The following is a 21,867-nucleotide window of genomic DNA, read 5'->3' on the forward strand; positions in this document are numbered from 1 at the left end:
CACCTACTTGTCTCCATATCCGAAGCCCTTTCTTAATAGAATATAAACAAAGAATGGAGCGCCAACTAAACCAGTGATAATACCAATAGATAATTCTGCATTAGGTATAGCTATTCTGGCAAAAACATCAGCCCAAATTAAGAATATAGCCCCTAAAAGTATCGAGGTTGGTACAAGTCTTTTATGATCAGATCCAACTATAGATCTTGAAATATGAGGGATTATTAATCCCACAAAGCCGATAATACCGCAGTTAGCAACCAAGATACCTGTTAATAAGGAAGTAATAATCATGTAGATTCTTCTGTAAAGATTTAAATTAAGGCCTAAAGTTATAGAGGCTTCATCGCCCATTAACATTAAATTTAATGTCCTTCCCTGAGTTAAGAAGAATACACAAAATAAAGTTACAACTAAAAAGACAAAGCCTATATTCTGCCATTTAGCTGCTGCTAAAGAACCCATTGTCCAAAATTTTACGCTTTGCATGCCCTCAGCGTTACTAGCAATAGACATGATGAAATTGGATAAAGAGGTACATAAAGCACTAACTACAGTTCCAGATAGGACCAATTTAGCAGAGGATATCTTACTTCCCATTGAAGATAGCAATAGGACTAGAACAGAAGCACCTAAAGCACCTAGAAATGCCCAAAAGGATACACTACTAACTGAAAAGAGGCTAAAAGAGCCTAATCCTAACATGATAGAGAAAGTTGCTCCTAGGGATGCACCAGAAGAAATCCCTAAAATATAGGGTTCAGCCAGGGGATTTTGAACGGTTGCCTGCATGATGGTTCCACATATAGCCAGCCCAGCTCCAACAGCAATGGCAAGTAAAACTCTAGGCATTCTAATTAACCAAACAACATTATAAGTTGATAGATTATTGACCTGGGAAGGATCCCCTAAGGATAAGCCAAATAACTTATTTAATATGATGCTATAGGATACAGAAGGTTTTAGTCTGAGTGAGCCAAAAGATACTGATAAAATCACAGAAACAATCAGTAGTATAATCAGACCCAATATAAATAAATTAAAGGATTTTTGGAGCTTCTGACTTTTCTCATAAGAAGTATTTAAGATGTCTTGCATATTTAGATCCTTTCTTGAACAATTACTAAAAATAATGTAAGCTTATATTACGGATATTTTGATAATCATTATCAATTTCAAAGGAAATTATAACACAGAAAAAATAGCAGTAGAATATACTAAAACAAAAACATGGACAATTATTTAAATACGATTAAATGTAGTTGAAAGGAGCTTGTTTATTTGAGGAATGTTAAGAAAAGTGAGTTGATAGAGGAGTTTAGAAAAAACACCTTTGAAGTTTTTAGAATAGAAAGATTTACGAAAGGGCCTACATATACTAAAAATAGTTACATGACCAATCTTTCTGCATTTATTTTTCCTATTAAAGGAAGGGCTAAAGTCGAGTTTGATAATGAAGTTTTTATGGCAGAGCCAGGTAAGGTCATTCATGGCTGTAAGAATAAACAATTATCCTTTAAGGTCATGGGCGATGAAGCATTTGAACATATCAATATCTATTATATAGCAGATGAATATCTAGCTCCTGCTTCATATATGAATTCAACCTTTGAGTTTAAGATAGGTAATTATGGTGAGATACTAAAATCTTTAGATGAGCTTATGGAGATATCTTCAAGGCATCAATTAATGTCAAAAGTAAATCTTCAGATACAAACCTCTTTATTTTTAAGAGAACTTTTTACAGACTACAATTACAAAAAGGAATTAAGTGAAAAAGAGTTTACTTTAGAGGTAAGTAAATTTATTGCGGAAAACTATATGCAGCCAATTACATTAAGTACACTTTCAGAAAGATATGCGGAGAAATCTAATAGAATATCCTATTTGTTCAATAAATATTTAAATATACGTCCAATAGATTATTTAATTAAGTGTAGAATGGCTGCGGCAAGCAGATTATTAAATGAAGGCTTTTCAGTGAAAGAAGTTTCTAAAAAAATTGGTTATAATGATGAGTTTTATTTTAGTAGGCTATTTAAAAAAAGCTTTGGTGTTACTCCAAGTAAATTGAAGAAAGGATAGGAGAGATGAAAGGAAGTATTTTAACAAGAACAGTTGATAATAGAGAAATTTATATTTATTTACCAAAGGGATATGATACATCAGATAAAACATATCCTGTAGTTTATGCCCATGATGGTGATAAATTGATGAGGTTTTTAAAAGGGATCATTGATGAAATAGAAGAAGGTTTCACCAGCGGAAATTTAGAAGAACATATAATAGTTGGCATTACACCTCTTGACAGACTAAATGAGTACACCCCATGGGCTGCAAAGTCTAATCATGAGAGATTTCATGATTTTGAGGGACAAGGGGATGATTATTTAGAGTTTCTAAGTGGTGATTTACAAGATTACATAGAAAGAGAATTTAGAGTAAGTAGTCGTAAAGAGGATAGGAAAATCATGGGCCATTCACTTGGGGCTTTGATTTCTATCTATTCTGCTTTCAAAAATAATCATTATGGTAAAATAGCAAGCATATGTGCTTCTCAATGGTATCATAATTGGATTCAGTTTATTAGAGAAGAGGATTTGATTAATGAGAATTTTAAACTGATGATGATTGCGGGGAAAAAGGAAGGTAATGGAAAGATTACTATTCAGAAGGATACACCAAAGTTTTCTGCTATGTCTTATGAGATCATGAGGGAGCGTATTGGAGAAGAAAATGTAGAGCTCGTATGGGATGAGTATGATCATCATGAGAATTTATTAAATAGACATAGAATTGCCTTAGCGTTTCTCTTAAGAAAAGATTGATATGAAAAGAACCTCCATTTATGTGGAGGTTCTTTTCATATCAATAAAATCAGCTAAAAAAGGATTTATTTTTATAGGTATGCAACAATTTAACTGGCTAACTTGTATAATAGATGTGGCTGTTGGAAAGAACATAAACGACTTAATAGGAGATAAACATATGATAGGAAGAGTGGATATAGTCGAAGAAGGATTAATTTATTTGCAAGATATTAAACTATGGATTTATAAAGTATTGAGTATGGGAACGAAGTTCATTAAAGAAAAGTCTTTGATGGAGCCAGATTCGAGTTATACAGAGCATAGAGAGGCTACTTTGGGGTCTCAGAATCAAGAAACACCTGAACTTTCCAGGATAATCAAATTATATGGGGATAGTATTCTACGTGTAAGTTACTCTTATTTACGAAGTATGAGTGATGCAGAAGACATTTTACAAGACACCCTTATTCAGCTGCTCAGATATAAACCAGCTTTTGTAAGTACGGAACATGAGAAGGCATGGCTTTTAAAGGTGGCTATTAATTTGAGTAAAAATAAGTTAAAGTCTGCTTGGTTTAAGAAGACACAGCCTCTTACGAAAGAAGAATTTCCAGAGCCATTAAGTGAAGAATTAAGTTATGTCTGGGAAGCGGTTAGTCAATTGCCTATTCAGTATAGAGAGGTGATTCATTTGTTTTATGAGGAAGATTATACAACAGCTGAAATATCCAAGCTATTAGAGAAGAAAGAAGTCACAGTTCGTTCGATGTTATATCGTGCAAGAAAGCGTCTAAAGGAAATTTTAAAGGAGGACTATGACTTTGAGGACTAAATATAAGGAAATTATGGATAAAATCAAGGTTTCGGAAGAATTGGAGCAACGTTTAGAAAGTAATTTACAGCAGTTGTCCATTGAAGAAGAAGCTTTTTCACATTCAAAAACATCTCTAAGAAAATACCTACAGATAGGAACTATGGTTGCTTGTTTTACTATTTGTATATTAGGACTTCACTTGAAATTATCTAAAATCGATACCCCTCCACTTGAAGAAAATTACTCAATCACGAGTGTTAAAACAGTAGAGGAACTTTCGGAAAAAATGAAATTTCAGCTTAAAGTGCCTAATGTCTCTCCAGAGTTTAAAGTGGTAGAATGCAATGACTTATTTGAAAGTGTAGCAGAAATAGTTTACTCAGATGGAGTAGAGGAATTAAATTACCGAATAGGAATAAATAATGGGCAAGATATTAGCGGCGCGTACACGGTGTATAGTGATATAAAAAATAGCACTATAGGACATACAGAGTATACCCTAAAAGGAGAAAGTGGAGAATATAGTTTAATTACTTGGGTAGAGGATGAGTATAGCTTTGCGCTCCAAAGCTCTAAGCCGCTAAGTAGTGATGAACTGCTTCAAATAGCTACAAGTATAGAGCCGTATAATAAAAATTAATTTTAATAACAATGCAACATTAGGATGAAATCAATTGTATTTAGTATGAGAAGACATTTATAAAAGAAAGGATGTAATAAGTTATGAAAAAAGCATTTATAGCATGTATGATGGGATTTATTATGACAGAGGCGGTTCTAGGCGAAGCTATTTCTGACAAGACTGGGTTAGGACAAACTAACAACATTATTTCTATGAAGACAAAAACGATAGAGGGATGTGAAATGATACCTTTGCGTGAGGTGGCTGAAAAATTAGGTTTTGAGCTGGAGTGGAATGGCAAAGATCATACGATTACTTTAGATGATGGTAAGATGAATACCACATTAACATTAGGTCTAGATCTCTATTACGCAAGTAGTTCAGTAGCAATAGGTACGACTGCACCTGAACGTTTTGGCGTTGGTCCTACAATGATTAATGGACAGACTTATGTTCCCGCTGAGATGTTTCGTGCTCTTTTAGGAAATGCTGAAAACGCTGTTTCAATAGCAGAAGGAACAGCAACATTTATCAAAAAGACAGCAGAGGAAGTAGGAGCTCAGCAGATAACTAACCCATATACTGAACATAACTCATTAAAAGAGCTTGCAGATGCAGTAGGATTTCAGTTTAGTATTCCAGAAAAGTTACCAGAAGGATATGAACTAAGTAAGCTATTTGATATTAGTAATGATACGGTAGATATAAGATGGAAGAAAGGAGATGCTGAAATTTCTTATAGAGCAGCTCAGGGTACAGAGGACATTAGTGGCGATTATACAGTGTATGATAGCGTAGTGGTGGATACTATAAGTGGAAGTAATGTTACATTAAAAGGAAATAATGACAAGGTATATGTGGCTACTTGGCAAAAAGGACAAATGACCTATTCCATCACTGCAACAGAAGGGCTTTTAAAGCAAGAAATACAAAATTTAATTAATGTAGCTTAGTAGAAGAATTACAGAAACTAAGAAAAACGATATTAACCGTACGAATATGAGGTTGATATCGTTTTTGAGTATATTAGTGGATGTTAATTTCATTCTCACGGGCATATTTCTTAGACCATTTACATAAATCTGCTAATACTGATTTCAATTCCATTCCATATTCGGATAAGGAATATTCTACTTTTAGAGGCACCTCTGGATAAATCTTACGTTCGATGAGGTGAGCTCCTTCTAGTTCTCTTAACTGCACGGTAAGTGTTGCTTCTGTAATGCCCTCTAACAGTTTCCTTAACTCACTAAATCTCTTTGTTCCACTGGTTAGATGATAAAGTATACGTAATTTCCACTTTCCACCTATTAAATCTAACCCTAAATCTAAAGGATATACATAGTCTTTCTTTAACTTACTCATTGATTCCTCCTATATAGATAGCATACTATCTTTGAGCATAGTACCTATTATATATAAACGTACTTGTACTCTCTACTTATCCCACTTAAAATAGTATAACAACTAGTTATAAAATAGAAGGAGTATTTTATTATGATTACCATAAATACCGAAAAATGTACAGGGTGTAGCCTTTGCATTAAGGACTGTTTTGCTAGAGATATCTCATTAGTAGATGGAAAAGCTGTAGCTAGTAACAAGACTTGTTTCAAATGCGGTCATTGTATTGCCATTTGCCCTCAAAAGGCTGTTTCAACTACTGAATACAATATGAATGAAGTCAAAGACTATGATGCGGAAAGCTTTAACATTAATGCAGATCACCTTCTTAACTTTATTAAATTTAGACGAACTATTCGCCAGTTCAAGAAACAAGATGTAGAAGCAGATAAACTTCTAAAAATCATTGAAGCTGGTAGATTTACTCAAACAGGTAGTAATGCACAAAATGTTTCTTATATTGTAGTTAAAGACAACTTAGATGCTTTAAAAGCTATGACCTTTGATACTTTATCGGCTATGGGTCAATATGCTCTTGCAGATGAAAGCGCTTCGCCACTGATTAAGCGATATGCTCAGATGTGGATTAATATGTCTGAAAGTTATAAACAAGATCCTAAACAAAATGACAGCCTCTTCTTCAACGCGCCTGCTATTATTTTAACAGTGTCTTCCTCACCGATTAATGCCTCTTTGGCGTCTTCTAATATGGAACTTATGACAAATGCTTTAGGACTAGGTACATTCTTCAGTGGCTTCTTCACACGTGCAGCTGAAGCTAATAAAGCAATTCCTCAGTTCTTGGGTATTACTGGGACAGATCAAATTGTAACGTGTATGGTTATAGGTTATCCAAAAGTGAAATATGCACGAACTGTTCCTAGAAAACCTGCTACTATCACATGGAAATAGTTAATAGGTCAAAGAAAAGCCTTGAAAATATCATTCTTATGATATTTTCAAGGCTCTTTTAGTTATGCCAAATCTATAGGGGCAGCTTTATTTATTAAGGACAGTATACTGGGTACAAAATGACTCGTTAAAAGAAGTTCAATTACATAAAAAGCAAGGGTATCAAGAGATATATGATTGATTAGTAGGATATAGTAGCGATGAGATGGTTAAACTGAGAGAAGAGTTAATTCTAGTCTTAGATCAATAAAGGAAGGAAGACGTATGAATGAAAAAGAGTAGGATAATCGCAGCATTACTGATAGTGCCATTAGTAGGCTGTTCAAGCAGCAGAGAAATAGCTAATTGTTCAGCAACGATAGAAGTTGAAGTGCAACAACAGGAGCTACAAAAACAGATACAAAAGCAGATACAACAGATACATCAACAAATACAAGAACAGCTACAAGAACAAATACAGGAGCAGGAGATACACCAGCAGGGCCAACAAGATAAGATACAAGAGCAGACACAAGAGCAAGAGAAACACCAACAGGAACAACAAGATAAGATACAAGAGCAGCAGATACAGGACCAGGAGAAACACCAACAGAAACAACTGAAGAAGATACAACAGCAGAAGCGGCAACAAGAGGAGATACAACTGCAGGAACAGCAACAACAGGAGATACAACAAGAGCAGCAGCAACAACAGGAAATACAGCAGCAGGAACAGCAACAACAGGAGATACAACAAGAGCAGCAGCAACAACAGGAAATACAGCAACAAGAACAGCAGCAAGAGCAGGAGATACAACAACAGGAACAACAAGAGCAGCAACAAGAACAGCAGCAACAGGAGATACAACATCAAGAGATACAGCAAGAGCAAGAAGAGGAGATAGAACAAGAAGAGCAGCAGCAGGAGGAAGAACAACAAGAGAAGCTACAACAGCAGAATAAGAAGAAATCATAAGAAAAAATCTAAAATGGTTAAGCGACGACTCTTAAAGCTGGGGGCTGATAAGGAAGTAAAAAGATAATTGCAAGGCAACGTAGTGAAAGCTAAGCTGTCTTGCTTTTTCTTTGTTGTTTAATGGTCTATATATAATCTGGCATTTTCAAAGATTTAGACTTTATGCTGTCATATTTATGAGATATAATATGATCGAGTGGTACTATGCAGTTTACAAAGATGCAGTACTTAAAAGAGAAAACGAAATAATAGCAAGTAAAGTCAAGTAGTAATCTCTCGATTTCTTTATAATAAATGTAGGGTGATTGAAACGAGGTGAATAGACGAATGTACGAGTGGCAGAAGCAAATTCAAATAATCGTTGATGAAATTGACAAATGTATTAAAAATTATAATGACGAAGCCTTGACACTACGCTTTCTTTCTCGTAGGCTGGGTTATTCTGAATTTTATACAACGAGAAAATTCAAAGAAATATCGGGTATGCAATTTAGGGATTATCTACGGCATAGAAAATTAGCCTTTGCATTAAAAGAGGTTCGGGATAGTGAAAAAAGCCTCTTAGATATTGCTTTTGATTACGGTTTTTCATCACATGAAGCTTTTACCAGAGCCTTTAAGGCAACATATGGTGTAACTCCAAGTGAATACCGAAAAAAGCCTAAGCCTGTCGTTCTTCGTACAAAAATAAACCCTTTCGACCGCTACTTTTTAGGATTGGGAGAGATTGGTATGATGAAATCTGCAGATGGTATTAAAATTTATTTTGTAACCATTCCCGCACACAAATTTTTGCACATTAAAAATTATGAGAGTAATGGGTATTGGGATTTTTGGCAAAAGCAAAGTCTTATTCCAGGACAGGACTGCGAAACAATTTGCGGCTTACTTGATAGTATCAAAGGTAAGTTGGATGATGATGGTGGGAGTGAGCCTAATAGTGGCAGTGGTCAGATTATGGCATATATTAATGATCCGGAAGGCAGACTCTGCGATTGGGGTATTCCACGTACAGAGTGTTATGGTGTACGACTTCCTCTTGATTATAAAGGTGAAATACCGCCACAAATGCTTATGATTGATGTTCCCGAAGCTGAGTATATGGTTTTTGAACATGGCCCATTCGATTATGAGCAGGAAAATTGTAGCGTGGAAGAAAAGATTGAAAAGGCAATGGCAACTTTTGATTTTACAGGCACTGGTTATTGCTTTGATACTTCCCCTGGTAGGATAATTTACTTTTATCATAATCCTGAACGGTTTTTTAAGTATATCAGACCTGTACGAAGGTAAATCAAATCGATTGCCTATCCACTATACAGACGCTAATCAAGCAATCAAATGAAAAATGAAGCAAGCACATACGTGCTACCCAACGTAAATAAAAGACGTTGCGTTGGCGGCAGGATTTTCATGTGCAAACAGAATATAGATAGCCTAACGGCGGTTTTGAAATAACAATCAAAGCCGCCGTATTTCTTTTATATAGGAACCATTCGACTAATAATTTCGTTTTTTTATTTAACAAGTATTTTACACTTGCACACTAATTTTAATCTAAAATCAATATCTCTTTAATATGAAAGGTTTATCATTTAATTTGAAAAATAAAGATAAGTTATATATCTATCTTACTTTATAAACTATTTCTGAAAGGAGCTTATTGATTGTGGAACAAGCATTAAAACCTTCTTTGGCAGAACCAGTTGCTAACGTAGAGGACATTAAGGAGAAAGTCAAGTATACTAAGCTCAAAAATAATCGATTAGTCCCCTATATGTACTTATTACCTTGTTTTATTTTATTTTCTGTCTTTGTGTATTTCCCATTTGCTAAAACGATTTACTTAAGCTTTACCCTTACTAATAGAAGAGGAGAGACCGTAGAGTTCGTAGGAATGGAGAACTTTCTAGAATTATTTACTTCACCTAGCTTCTTTAATAGTTTACTCATCACCTTTAAATTTGCACTTCTTATTATTATTCCATCTATGCTCATTGGCCTTGGGTTAGCCCTTTTGGCACACAATAAATTGAAATACAGCAGAGCTTATGAACTAATGTTTTCTATGCCTATGGCCATTGCTTCAGCACCAGCTGCAATAATCTGGATTATGATCTTTCATCCTACTAATGGGATTGCGAATGCAGTACTTCACTCAGATATTAAATGGCTAGCAGATCCTAAGTATGCTATTTACGCAGTGGCAATGGTAACCGTTTGGTTAAGTATTGGTATTAATTTTATCTTCTTATTTACAGGGCTTAAGTCCATTCCGGAAGAGCTAATAGAAAGTGCCAATATAGATGGTGCTAGCTATAGAAAGAAAGTAAGATATATTATCTTACCGCTCCTTACTCCACAGCTTTTTTTCGTACTCTTTATGAACCTAGTAGGTGCATTTCAAGCCTTTGGGCAAATTAAATTGCTGACGCAAGGTGGACCTGGGGATTCTACTAATGTACTGGTGCATTCTATTTACCGTGATGCCTTCTTTAATGGTAGATTCGAAATGGCTAGCGCACAATCTATGATTTTATTTGTAATTGTTTTTGTCATTACTATGGCTCAGTTCGCCTGTGAGAAAAAAGGGGTGCATTATAAATGATGAGAAAAACGAAATGGCAACTTAACCTTTTAAGTATCATTATAGGCCTTTTGATTATAGCACCGATTTTGTATGCCCTTTCTTTAAGCTTAATGACACCAGCAGAAATCTCTATGTTTCCCCCAAGGCTTTTACCTAGTCAGTTAAGACTGGATAACTATCAACTAGCCCTGAGCATGGTGCCTTTTGGTAGATTTTTGACTAACAGCCTTTTTGTAGGTATCTGTGTTACCTTTGGGCAGCTCTTAACTTGTAGCTTGGCTGCTTATGCCTTTTCTTTCTTTGAATTTAAGGGAAAAAAGCTTCTATTTATTGCTGTGCTTGCAACGGTGATGATTCCAGGTGAAGTTATTATTGTGTCGAACTATTTAACGGTCAGTCAATTAGGATGGAATGACAGTTTAAAGGCACTTATCATTCCTTTTTTGACTTCTGGCATGGGCATCTTTATGGTGAGGCAGTTTTTCCTGACTGTTCCTAAAGACTTACATGAGGCAGCTGTCATTGATGGCTGTGGGCATTTTCAGTTTTTAACTACTATTTTAGTGCCTATTTCGAAGCCTGTTATGGCATCCTTAGGGATTTATGTGTTCATTAATACATGGAATCAATATATGTGGCCACTTTTAACCATTAATAATCCCAATAAGCGTACAGTTCAAATTGGTATTAGTATGTTGCAGTTTTCAGAAGGTAATAACTACGGTGTTATTTTAGCAGGAGCCTTAATGATTATTATCCCTTCTATTATTGTTTTTGTAATCGGCCAGAAGAGATTAGTAGATGGCATGATTTCAGGAGCTATAAAAGGGTAGTAAATATAGTTTGATTAAACAAAACGGGGAGGAAAGAAATGAAGATTTTAAAAAAGAATTTCAAGAAGATAGTAGGGATCTCTATAGCATGTATGTGGACATTAACAAACACAGTAGGTTGCAGTCCAATTGAAGCAGAAGAAACAGGAGCTAATAATGCAGGCAGCAAACCTGCTAATGAAGCTAGTCCTTCTTCTCAAACCACTACGCAGCCAGCTTCAGTGGCTTCAGCAAATGCCACTAAGCTAATATTCTGGCACTCTATGGGAGGTGCTGGTGGTGAAGCTATTAATAAACTCACTGAGCAGTTCAATGCCTCTCAGAATGAAATTGTGGTAGAAGCACAGTTCCAAGGCTCTTATGATGAAGCCATTAATAAGCTTAAAAGTGCTACTATAGGTGATGCTTCTCCTGATATTATGCAGCTTTATGACATTGGAACGAGATGGATGATTGATAGTGGCTATGCTTATAAGATTCAAGATATGATTAATGAGGATAACTATGATGTGAGCAAATTAGAGCAAAACATCTTAGCATACTACTCTATTAATAATGAACTTTACTCTATGCCATTTAATAGTTCTACCCCTATTCTTTACTATAATAAAGATGCTTTCAAGGAAGTAGGGCTCGATCCGGAGAAAGCCCCTACTAACCTTGATGAAATGATTGAAGTTTCCAAGGCACTTGTTAAAAAAGATGGGGATAAGGTAACTAGATATGGTGCTAATATTCAAGTATATGGTTGGTTTTTTGAACAATTCTTAGTAAAAGAGCAGCTAGAGTATGCTAATAATGGCAATGGTAGAATAGATGGTGCAACAGCAGTAAGCTTTGATAGTAATGGCGGTGGACTTGATATTATGAACAAGTGGAAGGAAGCAGTAGACTCAGGCGTTATTGCTAATTTAGGCCGTGATGGAGACGTGAATAAGGAAGCCTTTACTTCTGGTAACTCTTGCATGTTCTTAGGTTCTACAGCATCTCTTTCAGGCATATTAAGTAGCATAGATGGTAAATTTGAATTAGGTACAGCTTACTTCCCAAGCATTAATGCTAGTGACAAAGGCGGCGTGTCCATAGGTGGTGGTTCTCTTTGGATGTTAGATAAAAAGGACGATGCTAAGGCAAAAGCAAGCTGGGAGTTTATCAAGTATATGGTTTCTCCAGAAGCACAAGTAGAATGGTCTAAAGCAACAGGCTACTTCCCTATTACTACAGAAGCATATAATTTACCAGCCATGGAAGAGCATTTAAACGAAAAACCACAGTTCAAAACAGCTATTGATCAATTACATGCTAGTACAGGTTCTACAGGAGCACTTTTAGCAGTATTCCCAGAAGCAAGAGCTTGTATTGAAGAAAATCTTGAAAAGCTTCTCAATAATGAAATAAGTGCTGAGCAAGCAGTAGAAAATAGCGCAGGTACCATTAATAAAGCTATAGAGAAGTATAATAAGACGAAATAACGGTAGAATATAATCTACTACTGGAAAGAAATGAGAGGGGGTAGCTATCCTCAGGTGCTCCACTCCGTATTTTCGTAGGCACTAAGCTTATTTTTTTGATAAACGCCTGAAAACTCGCTCTGCTCAGACACTCAGGCTAAAAACTATCAAAAGAATTCGCTAAGTGCCTACTGAAAATACTCCGAAGTCGCCCCTTGAGGACAGCTACCCCCTCTCATTTCTAGCAGCAATAGCACATAATGTTACTACATGTGATTATAAGTTATAAGGAAATGAGGGGGGAGATGGTTATGATTTTTAATATGGCACATAGGGGTGCTAGTGGGCATGAACCAGAAAATACAATAGGAGCTTTTGAAAGAGCTATTGAGTTAGGCTGTGATGGGATTGAGACGGATGTACAGCTTTCAAAGGATGGTATTCCTATACTTATCCATGATGAAACAGTTGATAGAACCACAACTAATTCTGGTTTTGTAAAGGATTTTACTTGCAGTGAGCTTCGGGATATGGGGATTCCTTCTTTGGAACAACTTATGATTTTAGCTAAGCTAAATCATATTGTACTTAATTTAGAGCTTAAAAATGGGATTGTTTTATATAAGGAGCTAGAGGAAAAGGTCATTGATATTATTAAAAAATATCGTATGGAGCAGAGTGTCATCTTATCAAGCTTTAATCATCAATCCATGGTGAAATGCAAGCAGATAGAGGCATCTATTATGACCGGTTTACTTTATATAGAAAACCTTGTCCAGCCAGAAAAATATTGCAAATATGTAGGGGCAGATGCACTTCATCCACATTATCGTACAGTAAATAAAGAGATGGTGGAGGCGGCCCATGAAAGGTGTATGAAGGTAAATGTGTATACAGTAAATGAGGAAGAGGATATTCAAAACATGGTAGAAGTAGGGGCGGATATGATTATTAGTAATTATCCAGACCGTGTGAAGAAGTATTTGTAAGATACTACGAATTTTTAGGGACACAGATAAACTATAGTCTTTATAAATAATAAGATGAAAAAAGTGATAAGCAAAACTCTAACTTAGTAGATGATATGAGGTTAGAGTTTTTTTGTTAGATAATTTGCATTTCTATATTAAAGCAAAAACTGCAGAATGTAAAAGTTGAAGTAAAGGTCGCAAGAAAATGATGAGGAATGGAGAAGACATAATCAATACTATATATTGATAAACGATAAAAAAATATTGAAAAACAGAAAGAGAGATGGTAAAATAAATTCTAAATAATCAAATAAAATATAAAGGAGTAGGGCTAGCAAAATAGAAAAAGCAAAATCACTAAATAGCTTAAAAGCTAGAGAAAAAACGAAGGGGAGCTATGATTAACGCACAGATTAAAAAGAGGATATTAGAAGTGTTAGGGATTATATTCACTTTTCTTTTGTTAGGAGGGGATCATTTTTTATCAAAAGGAATAGTAAGAGTTTTACTTCTTCCTTATGTAGGGCTATGTAAGCTTTTTTATAATGTTTATTTTGTTTATGACAGTACATATGGTTACGTATGCAATACAGCTACTTTTGCTATTAACAAGGAATGTTTAGGAAATACATTTATGGCTATGGTATTTGTCCTTTTATTTTTTAGATTTAAAGCTCATGTGATAAATCAAGGCAAATGGCTTGGCATGGCATTAGTACTGGCTATAGGAATAGGGTATATAGTAGGGAGTGTACGTATTTTAGCCTCTATACCTTTTGCAGGAAGTCATTTTTTTGGACTAATTCATGGGACCATAGGCATTGTACTTTATTTAGGTGGACTTATTGTAGTCAATGGTATAGGCGAATGGTATTTAAGAAAGAGGGGATGAAATGAAACAGTTATTTAAACCGCTATCAGTATGTTTAGGGATTGCAATACCGATTTTATTACTGGGCCTTTATTGGCTTATGGGTGTGAAGAACATAGAGAATGAAAGGGGCTTTACTACTTTAGGAATTGTATTAATGCTTATTTCAGGTGGTATAGTGCTGTGGGGGTATAGAAAGAAGGAAGAAGAGGAATTAAGTAAAGTAGCCCTTCTGATATTAATGGGCCTGAGTCTAGTATTGGGGCTAGGCATGATAGGGGTACTAGCGAATTGGGCTTCTTCAGTTGTTGGAGATAATCAAATTTTTACTGCTGTATGTATAAATATAGCCGTGATAGCCATTATTAATCTAATAAGCTGCATAGCCTTTTCTTATTCTATTAAAAGGGAGCGTCAGCTAGGTAAATATATTGAAGCTATAGTAGGATTGCCCTTTTTTATATATATTGGGGTAAGTATTGCTAATCAAATAGGTGGTGAACTATTAGCAATTATATTTGTGATTGGGGGATTCTACAGTTTACTTTTACTCATTCTTCAAGTCTTATTTATTTTAAAAAGAGATAGGGGCGTTTATTTCTTCCCAAGGGAGATGGAATCAAGAAAAGTAAAAATACAGTATTGGGTGTGCACCTTTTTAGTACTTATTGTGCTACCTTATCTAGGGCTAGCCGTTAATAATATAGGGATGTTTAATAATGGGAGCATTATTGGCAATTTTAGTCATCCTATTTTCTGGTTGATGCCCCTTATTAATGGCTTAGCTTTTATGGTGATGCCAACTCAATCTTTGGTATTAAGGAAAATATTATTTTATATCAAGTGCGTGGGCTGTACTTTCATTTTATACTTCTTTGTGAGCTTCATTCCACTTATGCCGATTGGGTTTATTGGAATTATAGTTTATGGACTAGGATTATTTGCTTTTATTCCAACTTTGGCGAGTTTATGGGAAGTATGCTATATAGCAAGAGAAGCAAAAAGCTTATTTGGCACAGGGCATAAAAGAAGTAGCATAGCTCTTCTCATAGCAGGTCTACTTACTTTGCCACTACTTTTTGTAGGAAAAATAGGACTAGATCGTGAAAATTTCAATACAGCCATTCGCTATATAAGTGGAGAAGAAATGGAAGCTACTGTCCATAAAGAGCGGCTAGCAGGAAGTTTGGATATATTAGAAAGTGCTATTAGAGTAGAGAGATGGGAAAACGTGGTAGATGGAAATACTACACCTATTTTATCCTATCTTTACCTTCAAGGTCTTACAAAAGAAAATCATATTGATGAGAATACCCTTAATAAAATGAAGGCACTTTTCCTAGGGGAAGAAGAAGGCTTGGTTAATGAAGAAGATACCCTTCCTGTAGGGGACTCAGAAATTAAGCTAAAGGATGTAGCTGTTTCCACTACTTATGATGAAAAGCAAGACATTTATCGCTCTTGGATTGATTTGACCTTAGAAAATATTTCTATGGATGACCAACGTGAGTATGCGACTACCATTAGTATGCCAGATAATGCTTACGTCAGTGATTACTATTTAGTGGTGGGAGAAGAAAAAAAGAAAGGCATATTAGCAGATGAAAGAGCAGCTACCAGCTTATATCAAAGTATTGTAAGCCGAAGTCTTGACCCAGGGATATTAAAATATTTTAATGATGAGACCCTTGAATTAAGAGTATTTCCTTTTAGTAGTGAAGAAATGAGGCAAACAGGCTTTGAAGTTATTCATACAGGAGCGGCTACTCTTGCTATAGATGATTACCAACTTGAACTTAAAGGCACCTCTGAACCTATAAAAGAAGACTATTCGGTTATAAAAACAGAAGGGCTTACTATTTTATCAAGTGATTATATTAAGACATTGCCTCAAGCAGATAATTTAGTACCACGCTATTACTTTTTAATAGATGGGTCAAAGGATTCTGATAGAAAAACATTAATTCAAAGAGCAGAGAGCTATATAGAAGAACAAGGCTTGCAGGAAACAGAGGTATGGGTGGTTGAAGAAGGTATTTTAAGCAAAGGTATAGAGAATATAGCAGCGGCTCAGTTTGGTGATGGAGGCTACAATTTTAATGGTGCCCTTCAACAGATTTTAAGAGAAGAAAAAGTAGGTTATTACCCTGTAGTAATAGCCGTAACTTCAGACTTTTCAAAGGCATTAGGGCCTTATCGGCTAGGAGGTCTAGCACAAAAATATCCTCAAAGTAGCTACTACTATGAGTTAAATGAGGATTTGAGTTTAAGGCCTCATGTGCTTTATAAGGGGGCTAGAGTTTATACAGAAATGACTAGGGCACCGCTTCTAGCAGATGTGAGAAGCTATGAAGGCCAAGCAGTATTAAATACGGGGCGAAAGCAATTCATTTACACAAGTCCATTAAAGACTTTTCAGTCTACTCAAAATGCCTATAAAGACGGGTGTTTACTAGAAGCCATGAGTCATCATGAAGAAAGCCTAAATCAAGAAGAATTATTGCAGGTCGTTAAAGGGAGTTTCACTACTAGGCTTTTAACTCAGCAAACAGCTTTTATTGTGGTAGAAACAAACGAGCAAGAAGAAGAGTTAATTAGGTTACAACAGGAATACTTATCTGGCAAGAAGCATTTGGAAGGTGGTGCTTTTTCTACTATGGCAGAACCGTCCCTAGTTTTATGTGCCATGGTGCTACTAGTAGGTTTTGGTTATTCCCGAAAACATAGTGGGTGCCCTAGGTAAGACGTGGCTATGTAACAAGTGATAGTAAAGAGGTCAATAAATATAGGGTGATTAGTAGGATAATGGTAGCCTTACTACTAGTACCATTAATAGGCTGTTTAAGTAGCAAAGAAATAGCTAATTGTTCAGCAACAAGACAGGCGACAAGAGAAAAACAACTAAAAAAGCTGGAGTAGAAAAATAAGAAGTAATCAGCTAATTTTATGCAGTTGCCTGAAATATAAACCAGCCATCCTTAACAGAAAACTGAAATACACCACCATGCTTTTCTACGATATGAGCCATACTTTTTGTGGCGTGTATGGCATTTTCCAAAGCGTTTGACAAGAGGGAACAAGGCTGGGTGTCACTAAAGGGAAGCGAGTCAGGCAGTTTTGCATCTATCGTCAACTGAATTTCTTGATGACAAGCCTGTTTTTCCTTGTAGGTTCTATTCCTGCAAAGAGAGCTGACACCACTATGCAAAAGACCAGAGAAACGCCAAATCGTAAGAGTCCTAGTATTGTCACTACCATTTTAAGTTCCTCCCTCCATTTGATAACTCAGATATTGCTGCTTAATCTCCTTTGCTTTGCCCTGTGCAACAGGGATAGAGAAAAGGGTTTGCAAGATTATCTTTTGAGATTGGCTTTAAGATGTAGTTAATGGCGTTCACGCAGTAGCTTTCTAAGGCAAATTCAGACGAGGAGGTAAAGAATAAAATCGGCGCGGTTTTGTTAAACACGCGGATTTCCTTTGCGACATTAATGCCTGTAAACCCTGGCATAATAATATCCAGACAGTATAGGTCAAACTGCCTTCCTTTTTCCAAGGCCGAAACCAGATCCAATCCGTTTGGAAAGACGGCATATTCATAGCTAAAATTTTTTGAGGTTCTATATAGGTTGATGAGCTGTACCATATTAGATAACTCATCAATATTGTCATCACAGACTGCAATCTGAAACATAAGCATTTCTCCTTTTTCCTAAGATTCTATCTCTCCAAGTTAGTTTTACCATAAAAACTGAATTGTCAAAACTATGATTTGTGTCAAAAAAATCATGTTTCATGTAGTGGATAGTTTTTAGGAGCAGATTTTTGATAAAGTGAACCCAAGGGAATTTGTCCTATATAACTCAATAGAAAACGGAGGATTTAGAAATGAAAAAATTACTGGTATTTATAATGATACTTACAATGACACTTAGCCTTGTAGCTTGCAAAGGAGACAATATCACGCCTGCAGGTGCTCCTTCCGAAACCACACAAGTTGAGGAAAAGGAATTTACAGCAGAGCAGCAAGCCCTTGCCCAGGAATTTATAAGCATGGCCGAAGAATTTGATGAAGTCGCTGACAGGGTAAATGCAAGTCCAGAGCTTTTAAGCAATGAGGAACTTGTCACTGCTATGAATGACCTTTCCAATGAAATTATTAAGGCGGATGAATACTTTGCCAGTCCGGAAACGCTCACACCTGAGGTTATGGGTGCCCTGACGGTAGCCATTGATGTAGGCCGCACATTCATCGCTGAAGCCAGTGACGCGTTAGATGAAATCGAAGATTAAGATTTCCTGATTTTAAGATAATCATGCACACAAACTACAAAATGGGCAGACAGACAAAATCGTGGTCTGTCTGCCCATTAAAAAAATAAAAAAGGAGGATTTATTATGCTACCAACTTCCATCACAGTTGCCGTAATTATTGTAGCCATTGTTTTATGGATTATCTCCATCCAGCGCAGACTGGTGGTGCTGGATGAGAATATCAGCAATGCCATGAACCAGATAGGGGTGCAACTTTCAGGACGCTTTGACGCCCTGATGGCTCTTTTGGATTTGACAAAGGGCTATGCCAAGCACGAAAGTGAAACACTGATTGAGACAATCAAATCAAGAAGAATCATCATTATGGCAAAATCAACACCAGATGATGTGATGCATCAGGAAGGGATTATTTCCGAAGCCTTGGGCAGGATTGCCATGGTAAAGGAGCAATATCCAGAGCTAAAGGCAAATCAGGTCTATATCAAAACCATGGATGCGGTGCAGACCTTTGAAAATATGATGCGTACCAGCTACCTGATCTACAACGACAGTGTAACCAAGCTGAACCGTGAAATCCGAATGTTCCCAGTTTCCATCATTGCCGGAATGCTAGGCTTTCAGCAAAGAGAGTATCTCGTGGAGCAGGCTGATAAGGTGGATATGCTCAGTATGAAATGAGGTACTCTATGTGTAAAAAAGTGAAATTTCCACCTACGGCATCGGCTATAAACAGGCCAATACGGCATTTACGGACATTGTAGGCCATTGGGCAAAGGAGAATATTGAGTTTGTGGTAAGCTGTGGATTATTCGGTGGCACTTCCAACACTATCTTCAGCCCAAACACCGCCATGACAAGAGGAAACTGTGAAGCAGATACAGATGGCAGGCATAATCAGAGGTAAAAAGGCAATATCTTCGACCAGCAGGGTACAGCCATAGGAGCTGAGGTGGCCGCGGTATTGCGTCGCTTTGTAGAGCTGGCAATTTCCAGTGACACAGCTCAGGACTGGATGATGAACTCTACAATTTAATCTTGCAAAATAAAAAAAGTCAGCATTTATGGCATTTTGCCAAAGTGCCGTGAACTACACTCTTTGCCCTATATTTTCAAGGAAAATGCATATGGATATGAGAGAGAAACTGGTATCAAGCAGCAAACTATCAGCTACCACGACCGTTAGATTGTACTCAAACTTAAGAGTTAATTAGGTTATAAGAAGAATACTTATCTGGCAAAAAGCATTTGGAAAGTGGTGCTTTTTCTACTATGGCAGAACCGTCCCTAGTTTTATGTGTCATGGTGCTACTAGCAAGTTTTGGTTATTCCCGAAAACATAGTGGATGCTCTAGATAATGGATGAAATAATAAGAGGCATAGTTATTATAGGAGGAAAGTGGCCTCATATAGTGGCTATGTCTTTTATTGTAGAATTGATTGATGGTTGAAAATATTGTAAATGTTATATTGAAAAAAATAGCAAATAATAGTATAATTTATTGGATAATAATTACTAACTGCAGTGGAAATGGAGGAAAAGGTGATGATAAAGAATATTAAAGTAAAAACTAAAATGATTATCTTGAATATTTTAGTATTAATTACGATTATTTTGACAGCAGGCTACTCACTTTTAGAGTTACATATAAGTAATAGGGTTTCCTTAGATGTATTAGAGAAATCCATTAGAGAAAAGTATGATGATAGTATTCAAAAGCAAGTTACAGGAGTAGTGACTTTATTAGATCATATTTATAAGCAATATGAGGCAGGAGAATATACCTTAGAAGAAGCTAAGACCTTAGGAGCAGATTTAGTTAGAAACATGAGATATGGCAATGGTGGGTATTTCTGGATTGATACCGTTGAAGGTGTTAATGTCGTGTTACTCGGCTCTGAGACTGAGGGTACCAATCGTTATGATGCAAAGGATGTTAATGGTTTTGAGTATATGAAAGCCATCATTAATGCGGGATTACAGGAGGATGGTGGTTATGCGAATTATCATTTTCCTAGGGAAGGAGAGACTGAACCTAGTCCAAAACGTTCTTATAGCATTTTATTTGAACCTTTTAACTGGGTAGTAGGAACAGGTGATTACACCGATGACATTGACCAGTTAGTTCAAAAGTATGCTGATGAAATCCATCATAAGGAGAGGCAAACAAGAAATATGATATTTGCGGGTACACTCCTTATGATCATCCTTGTAGGAAGCATTACTATGAGTATCACTATAGGTATTTTAAATGCATTAAAGATTACTAAAGAACAACTGGGTAAATGGGGCAAGGGTGATTTTACTACTGAATTACCTCAGCGTTTTCTAGAACGTAAAGATGATTTTGGAGAATTAGCTGCGGCTATGGAAGAAATGAGAAACGCAATAAAATTACTCGTTGGTAGAGTTAAAGGTGAAGCCATAGGTATAGGAAAAGTAGTTCAAGAGGTGAATGAAAAGGTAGTCGTACTTAATGGTGAGATAGAAGAGATTGCTTCTACTACTGAGGAATTAGCAGCAGGAATGGAAGAAACAGCAGCTTCCTCACAAGAAATGGCCGCTACCTCTCGTGAGATTCAGCATGCAGTTAAGAGTATTTCTGAAAAATCGCAGGAAGGTGCTGAACAAGCAGAAAGAATTAGTGAACGTGCAGCAACTATTAAGCTAGAAACACAAAAAGCAAAAGATAAGGCTGTAATGATGCATCATGAAATACGAGACAAGCTTAATGAGGCATTAGAGAATGCGCAAGTTGTGGAACAGATTCAAACACTTTCAGATTCTATTATGAATATTACCGCTCAGACGAACCTTTTAGCACTTAATGCATCTATAGAAGCAGCTAGAGCAGGTGAAGCAGGAAAAGGATTCTCCGTAGTAGCTTCTGAGATTACTAATCTAGCAAATCAGTCTAAAAGTACGGTTATTCAGATTCAAGAGGTTACGGGGCAGGTAATGGATGCGGTTAATAATCTAGCTAATAACTCAAAAGAATTACTAGAATATGTAGGTACAGATGTTTCTAAGGACTATGAAACATTCCTAGAGGTAGCAGATACTTATAGTGCAGATGCTAATTATGTAGATGATCTAGTAACTGATTTCAGCGCTACAGCAGAGGAGCTATTAGCTTCTATTGATAACATTATGCTGGCTATTGATGAAGTAGCAAAAGCAGCTACAGAAGGTGCAATGGGTACAACGAATATAGCTGAGAAGAATACCAATATTATGACTACATCTAGTGAAGTAGTTGCAGGTGTTCAAGATTCTATGAAAAGTAGTCTGGTACTACAAGAAGAAATTTCAAAATTTACAGTGTAATTGAGCTGCTTAAAGTCGAAGCATTAATAGGAATAG

Annotated in this window: 21 protein-coding genes; 18 read left to right on the top strand and 3 right to left on the bottom strand. The window is 36.2% G+C overall.

Annotated features, from left to right (window positions below; translation table 11 throughout):
• Nucleotides 1–3 precede the first annotated feature (3 nt).
• Nucleotides 4–1,098, bottom strand: coding sequence for a FecCD family ABC transporter permease (locus tag CLOLE_RS01040; protein ID WP_013655221.1), 1,095 nt, complete (start codon nucleotides 1,096–1,098; stop codon nucleotides 4–6).
• A gap of 183 nt (nucleotides 1,099–1,281) precedes the next feature.
• On the opposite strand from CLOLE_RS01040, the gene CLOLE_RS01045 reads away from it, so the two are divergent.
• The 5 genes from CLOLE_RS01045 (at nucleotide 1,282) to CLOLE_RS21470 (ending at nucleotide 5,199) form a co-directional block, all read left to right on the top strand.
• Nucleotides 1,282–2,085 carry a helix-turn-helix domain-containing protein gene (locus CLOLE_RS01045; RefSeq protein WP_013655222.1) on the top strand — a complete coding sequence of 268 codons (804 nt, stop codon included), beginning with the start codon at nucleotides 1,282–1,284 and terminating at the stop codon, nucleotides 2,083–2,085.
• A 5-nt stretch (nucleotides 2,086–2,090) separates the two neighbouring features.
• Nucleotides 2,091–2,828 carry an alpha/beta hydrolase gene (locus CLOLE_RS01050; protein WP_013655223.1) on the top strand — a complete coding sequence of 246 codons (738 nt, stop codon included), beginning with the start codon at nucleotides 2,091–2,093 and terminating at the stop codon, nucleotides 2,826–2,828.
• Nucleotides 2,829–2,988: 160 nt separating this feature from the next.
• Nucleotides 2,989–3,642 (top strand): RNA polymerase sigma factor, encoded by a 654-nt coding sequence (locus tag CLOLE_RS01055; RefSeq protein ID WP_013655224.1) that lies wholly within the window; start codon nucleotides 2,989–2,991, stop codon nucleotides 3,640–3,642.
• Nucleotides 3,632–4,264: a hypothetical protein gene (locus tag CLOLE_RS01060; RefSeq protein ID WP_157864022.1), complete on the top strand. Its 633-nt coding sequence runs from the start codon at nucleotides 3,632–3,634 to the stop codon at nucleotides 4,262–4,264. The genes CLOLE_RS01055 and CLOLE_RS01060 overlap by 11 nt, the downstream gene beginning before the upstream one ends.
• A gap of 83 nt (nucleotides 4,265–4,347) precedes the next feature.
• The gene (locus CLOLE_RS21470; protein ID WP_013655226.1) at nucleotides 4,348–5,199 is read left to right on the top strand and encodes a copper amine oxidase N-terminal domain-containing protein; all 852 of its coding nucleotides are present in this window, start codon (nucleotides 4,348–4,350) and stop codon (nucleotides 5,197–5,199) included.
• A 73-nt stretch (nucleotides 5,200–5,272) separates the two neighbouring features.
• Here the strand turns inward: CLOLE_RS21470 and CLOLE_RS01075 are convergent, their stop codons facing one another.
• The gene (locus tag CLOLE_RS01075) at nucleotides 5,273–5,611 is read right to left on the bottom strand and encodes a winged helix-turn-helix transcriptional regulator (protein ID WP_013655227.1); all 339 of its coding nucleotides are present in this window, start codon (nucleotides 5,609–5,611) and stop codon (nucleotides 5,273–5,275) included.
• A 132-nt stretch (nucleotides 5,612–5,743) separates the two neighbouring features.
• Here CLOLE_RS01075 and CLOLE_RS01080 point away from each other — a divergent pair, with 132 nt between their 5' ends.
• The 9 genes from CLOLE_RS01080 (at nucleotide 5,744) to CLOLE_RS01120 (ending at nucleotide 16,976) form a co-directional block, all read left to right on the top strand.
• The gene (locus CLOLE_RS01080; protein ID WP_013655228.1) at nucleotides 5,744–6,562 is read left to right on the top strand and encodes a nitroreductase family protein; all 819 of its coding nucleotides are present in this window, start codon (nucleotides 5,744–5,746) and stop codon (nucleotides 6,560–6,562) included.
• Nucleotides 6,563–6,830: 268 nt separating this feature from the next.
• A complete protein-coding gene (locus CLOLE_RS22745) occupies nucleotides 6,831–7,517 on the top strand; it encodes a hypothetical protein (RefSeq protein ID WP_013655229.1) in 687 nt (228 codons plus the stop codon).
• Between the two features lie 327 nt (nucleotides 7,518–7,844).
• Nucleotides 7,845–8,810, top strand: coding sequence for a helix-turn-helix transcriptional regulator (locus tag CLOLE_RS01090; protein WP_013655230.1), 966 nt, complete (start codon nucleotides 7,845–7,847; stop codon nucleotides 8,808–8,810).
• A gap of 376 nt (nucleotides 8,811–9,186) precedes the next feature.
• Nucleotides 9,187–10,125 (top strand): carbohydrate ABC transporter permease, encoded by a 939-nt coding sequence (locus tag CLOLE_RS01095; RefSeq protein WP_013655231.1) that lies wholly within the window; start codon nucleotides 9,187–9,189, stop codon nucleotides 10,123–10,125.
• Nucleotides 10,122–10,940 (top strand): carbohydrate ABC transporter permease, encoded by an 819-nt coding sequence (locus tag CLOLE_RS01100; RefSeq protein WP_013655232.1) that lies wholly within the window; start codon nucleotides 10,122–10,124, stop codon nucleotides 10,938–10,940. Before CLOLE_RS01095 ends, CLOLE_RS01100 begins: the two co-directional genes overlap by 4 nt.
• Before the next feature lie 38 nt (nucleotides 10,941–10,978).
• A complete protein-coding gene (locus tag CLOLE_RS01105; RefSeq protein WP_013655233.1) occupies nucleotides 10,979–12,412 on the top strand; it encodes an ABC transporter substrate-binding protein in 1,434 nt (477 codons plus the stop codon).
• A 290-nt stretch (nucleotides 12,413–12,702) separates the two neighbouring features.
• Complete coding sequence (locus CLOLE_RS01110; protein ID WP_013655234.1) at nucleotides 12,703–13,380, top strand: glycerophosphodiester phosphodiesterase; 678 nt, start codon at nucleotides 12,703–12,705, stop codon at nucleotides 13,378–13,380.
• A 379-nt stretch (nucleotides 13,381–13,759) separates the two neighbouring features.
• Complete coding sequence (gene xrtK / locus CLOLE_RS01115; protein WP_013655235.1) at nucleotides 13,760–14,254, top strand: exosortase K; 495 nt, start codon at nucleotides 13,760–13,762, stop codon at nucleotides 14,252–14,254.
• 1 nt (nucleotide 14,255) lies between these two features.
• Entirely contained in the window at nucleotides 14,256–16,976 is a 2,721-nt protein-coding gene (locus tag CLOLE_RS01120; protein ID WP_013655236.1) for an MSEP-CTERM sorting domain-containing protein, read from the top strand.
• 556 nt (nucleotides 16,977–17,532) lie between these two features.
• Here the strand turns inward: CLOLE_RS01120 and CLOLE_RS01130 are convergent.
• On the bottom strand, nucleotides 17,533–17,925 hold the full coding sequence (locus CLOLE_RS01130) for a LytR/AlgR family response regulator transcription factor (protein ID WP_050794654.1): 393 nt from the start codon (nucleotides 17,923–17,925) through the stop codon (nucleotides 17,533–17,535).
• Between the two features lie 194 nt (nucleotides 17,926–18,119).
• On the opposite strand from CLOLE_RS01130, the gene CLOLE_RS01135 reads away from it, so the two are divergent.
• The 4 genes from CLOLE_RS01135 to CLOLE_RS01145 all read left to right on the top strand — a co-directional run bounded on the left by CLOLE_RS01135 (nucleotide 18,120) and on the right by CLOLE_RS01145 (nucleotide 21,831).
• A complete protein-coding gene (locus CLOLE_RS01135; RefSeq protein ID WP_013655237.1) occupies nucleotides 18,120–18,524 on the top strand; it encodes an acid shock protein in 405 nt (134 codons plus the stop codon).
• A gap of 105 nt (nucleotides 18,525–18,629) precedes the next feature.
• Nucleotides 18,630–19,184 carry a LemA family protein gene (locus CLOLE_RS01140; RefSeq protein ID WP_013655238.1) on the top strand — a complete coding sequence of 185 codons (555 nt, stop codon included), beginning with the start codon at nucleotides 18,630–18,632 and terminating at the stop codon, nucleotides 19,182–19,184.
• 76 nt (nucleotides 19,185–19,260) lie between these two features.
• Complete coding sequence (locus tag CLOLE_RS24010) at nucleotides 19,261–19,410, top strand: S-layer homology domain-containing protein (protein ID WP_408610357.1); 150 nt, start codon at nucleotides 19,261–19,263, stop codon at nucleotides 19,408–19,410.
• A 639-nt stretch (nucleotides 19,411–20,049) separates the two neighbouring features.
• A complete protein-coding gene (locus tag CLOLE_RS01145; protein ID WP_013655239.1) occupies nucleotides 20,050–21,831 on the top strand; it encodes a methyl-accepting chemotaxis protein in 1,782 nt (593 codons plus the stop codon).
• Nucleotides 21,832–21,867: the final 36 nt, after the last annotated feature.

The sequence above is a fragment of the Cellulosilyticum lentocellum DSM 5427 genome, assembly GCF_000178835.2.
In the GTDB taxonomy this organism is placed as follows: Bacteria; Bacillota; Clostridia; order Lachnospirales; family Cellulosilyticaceae; genus Cellulosilyticum; species Cellulosilyticum lentocellum.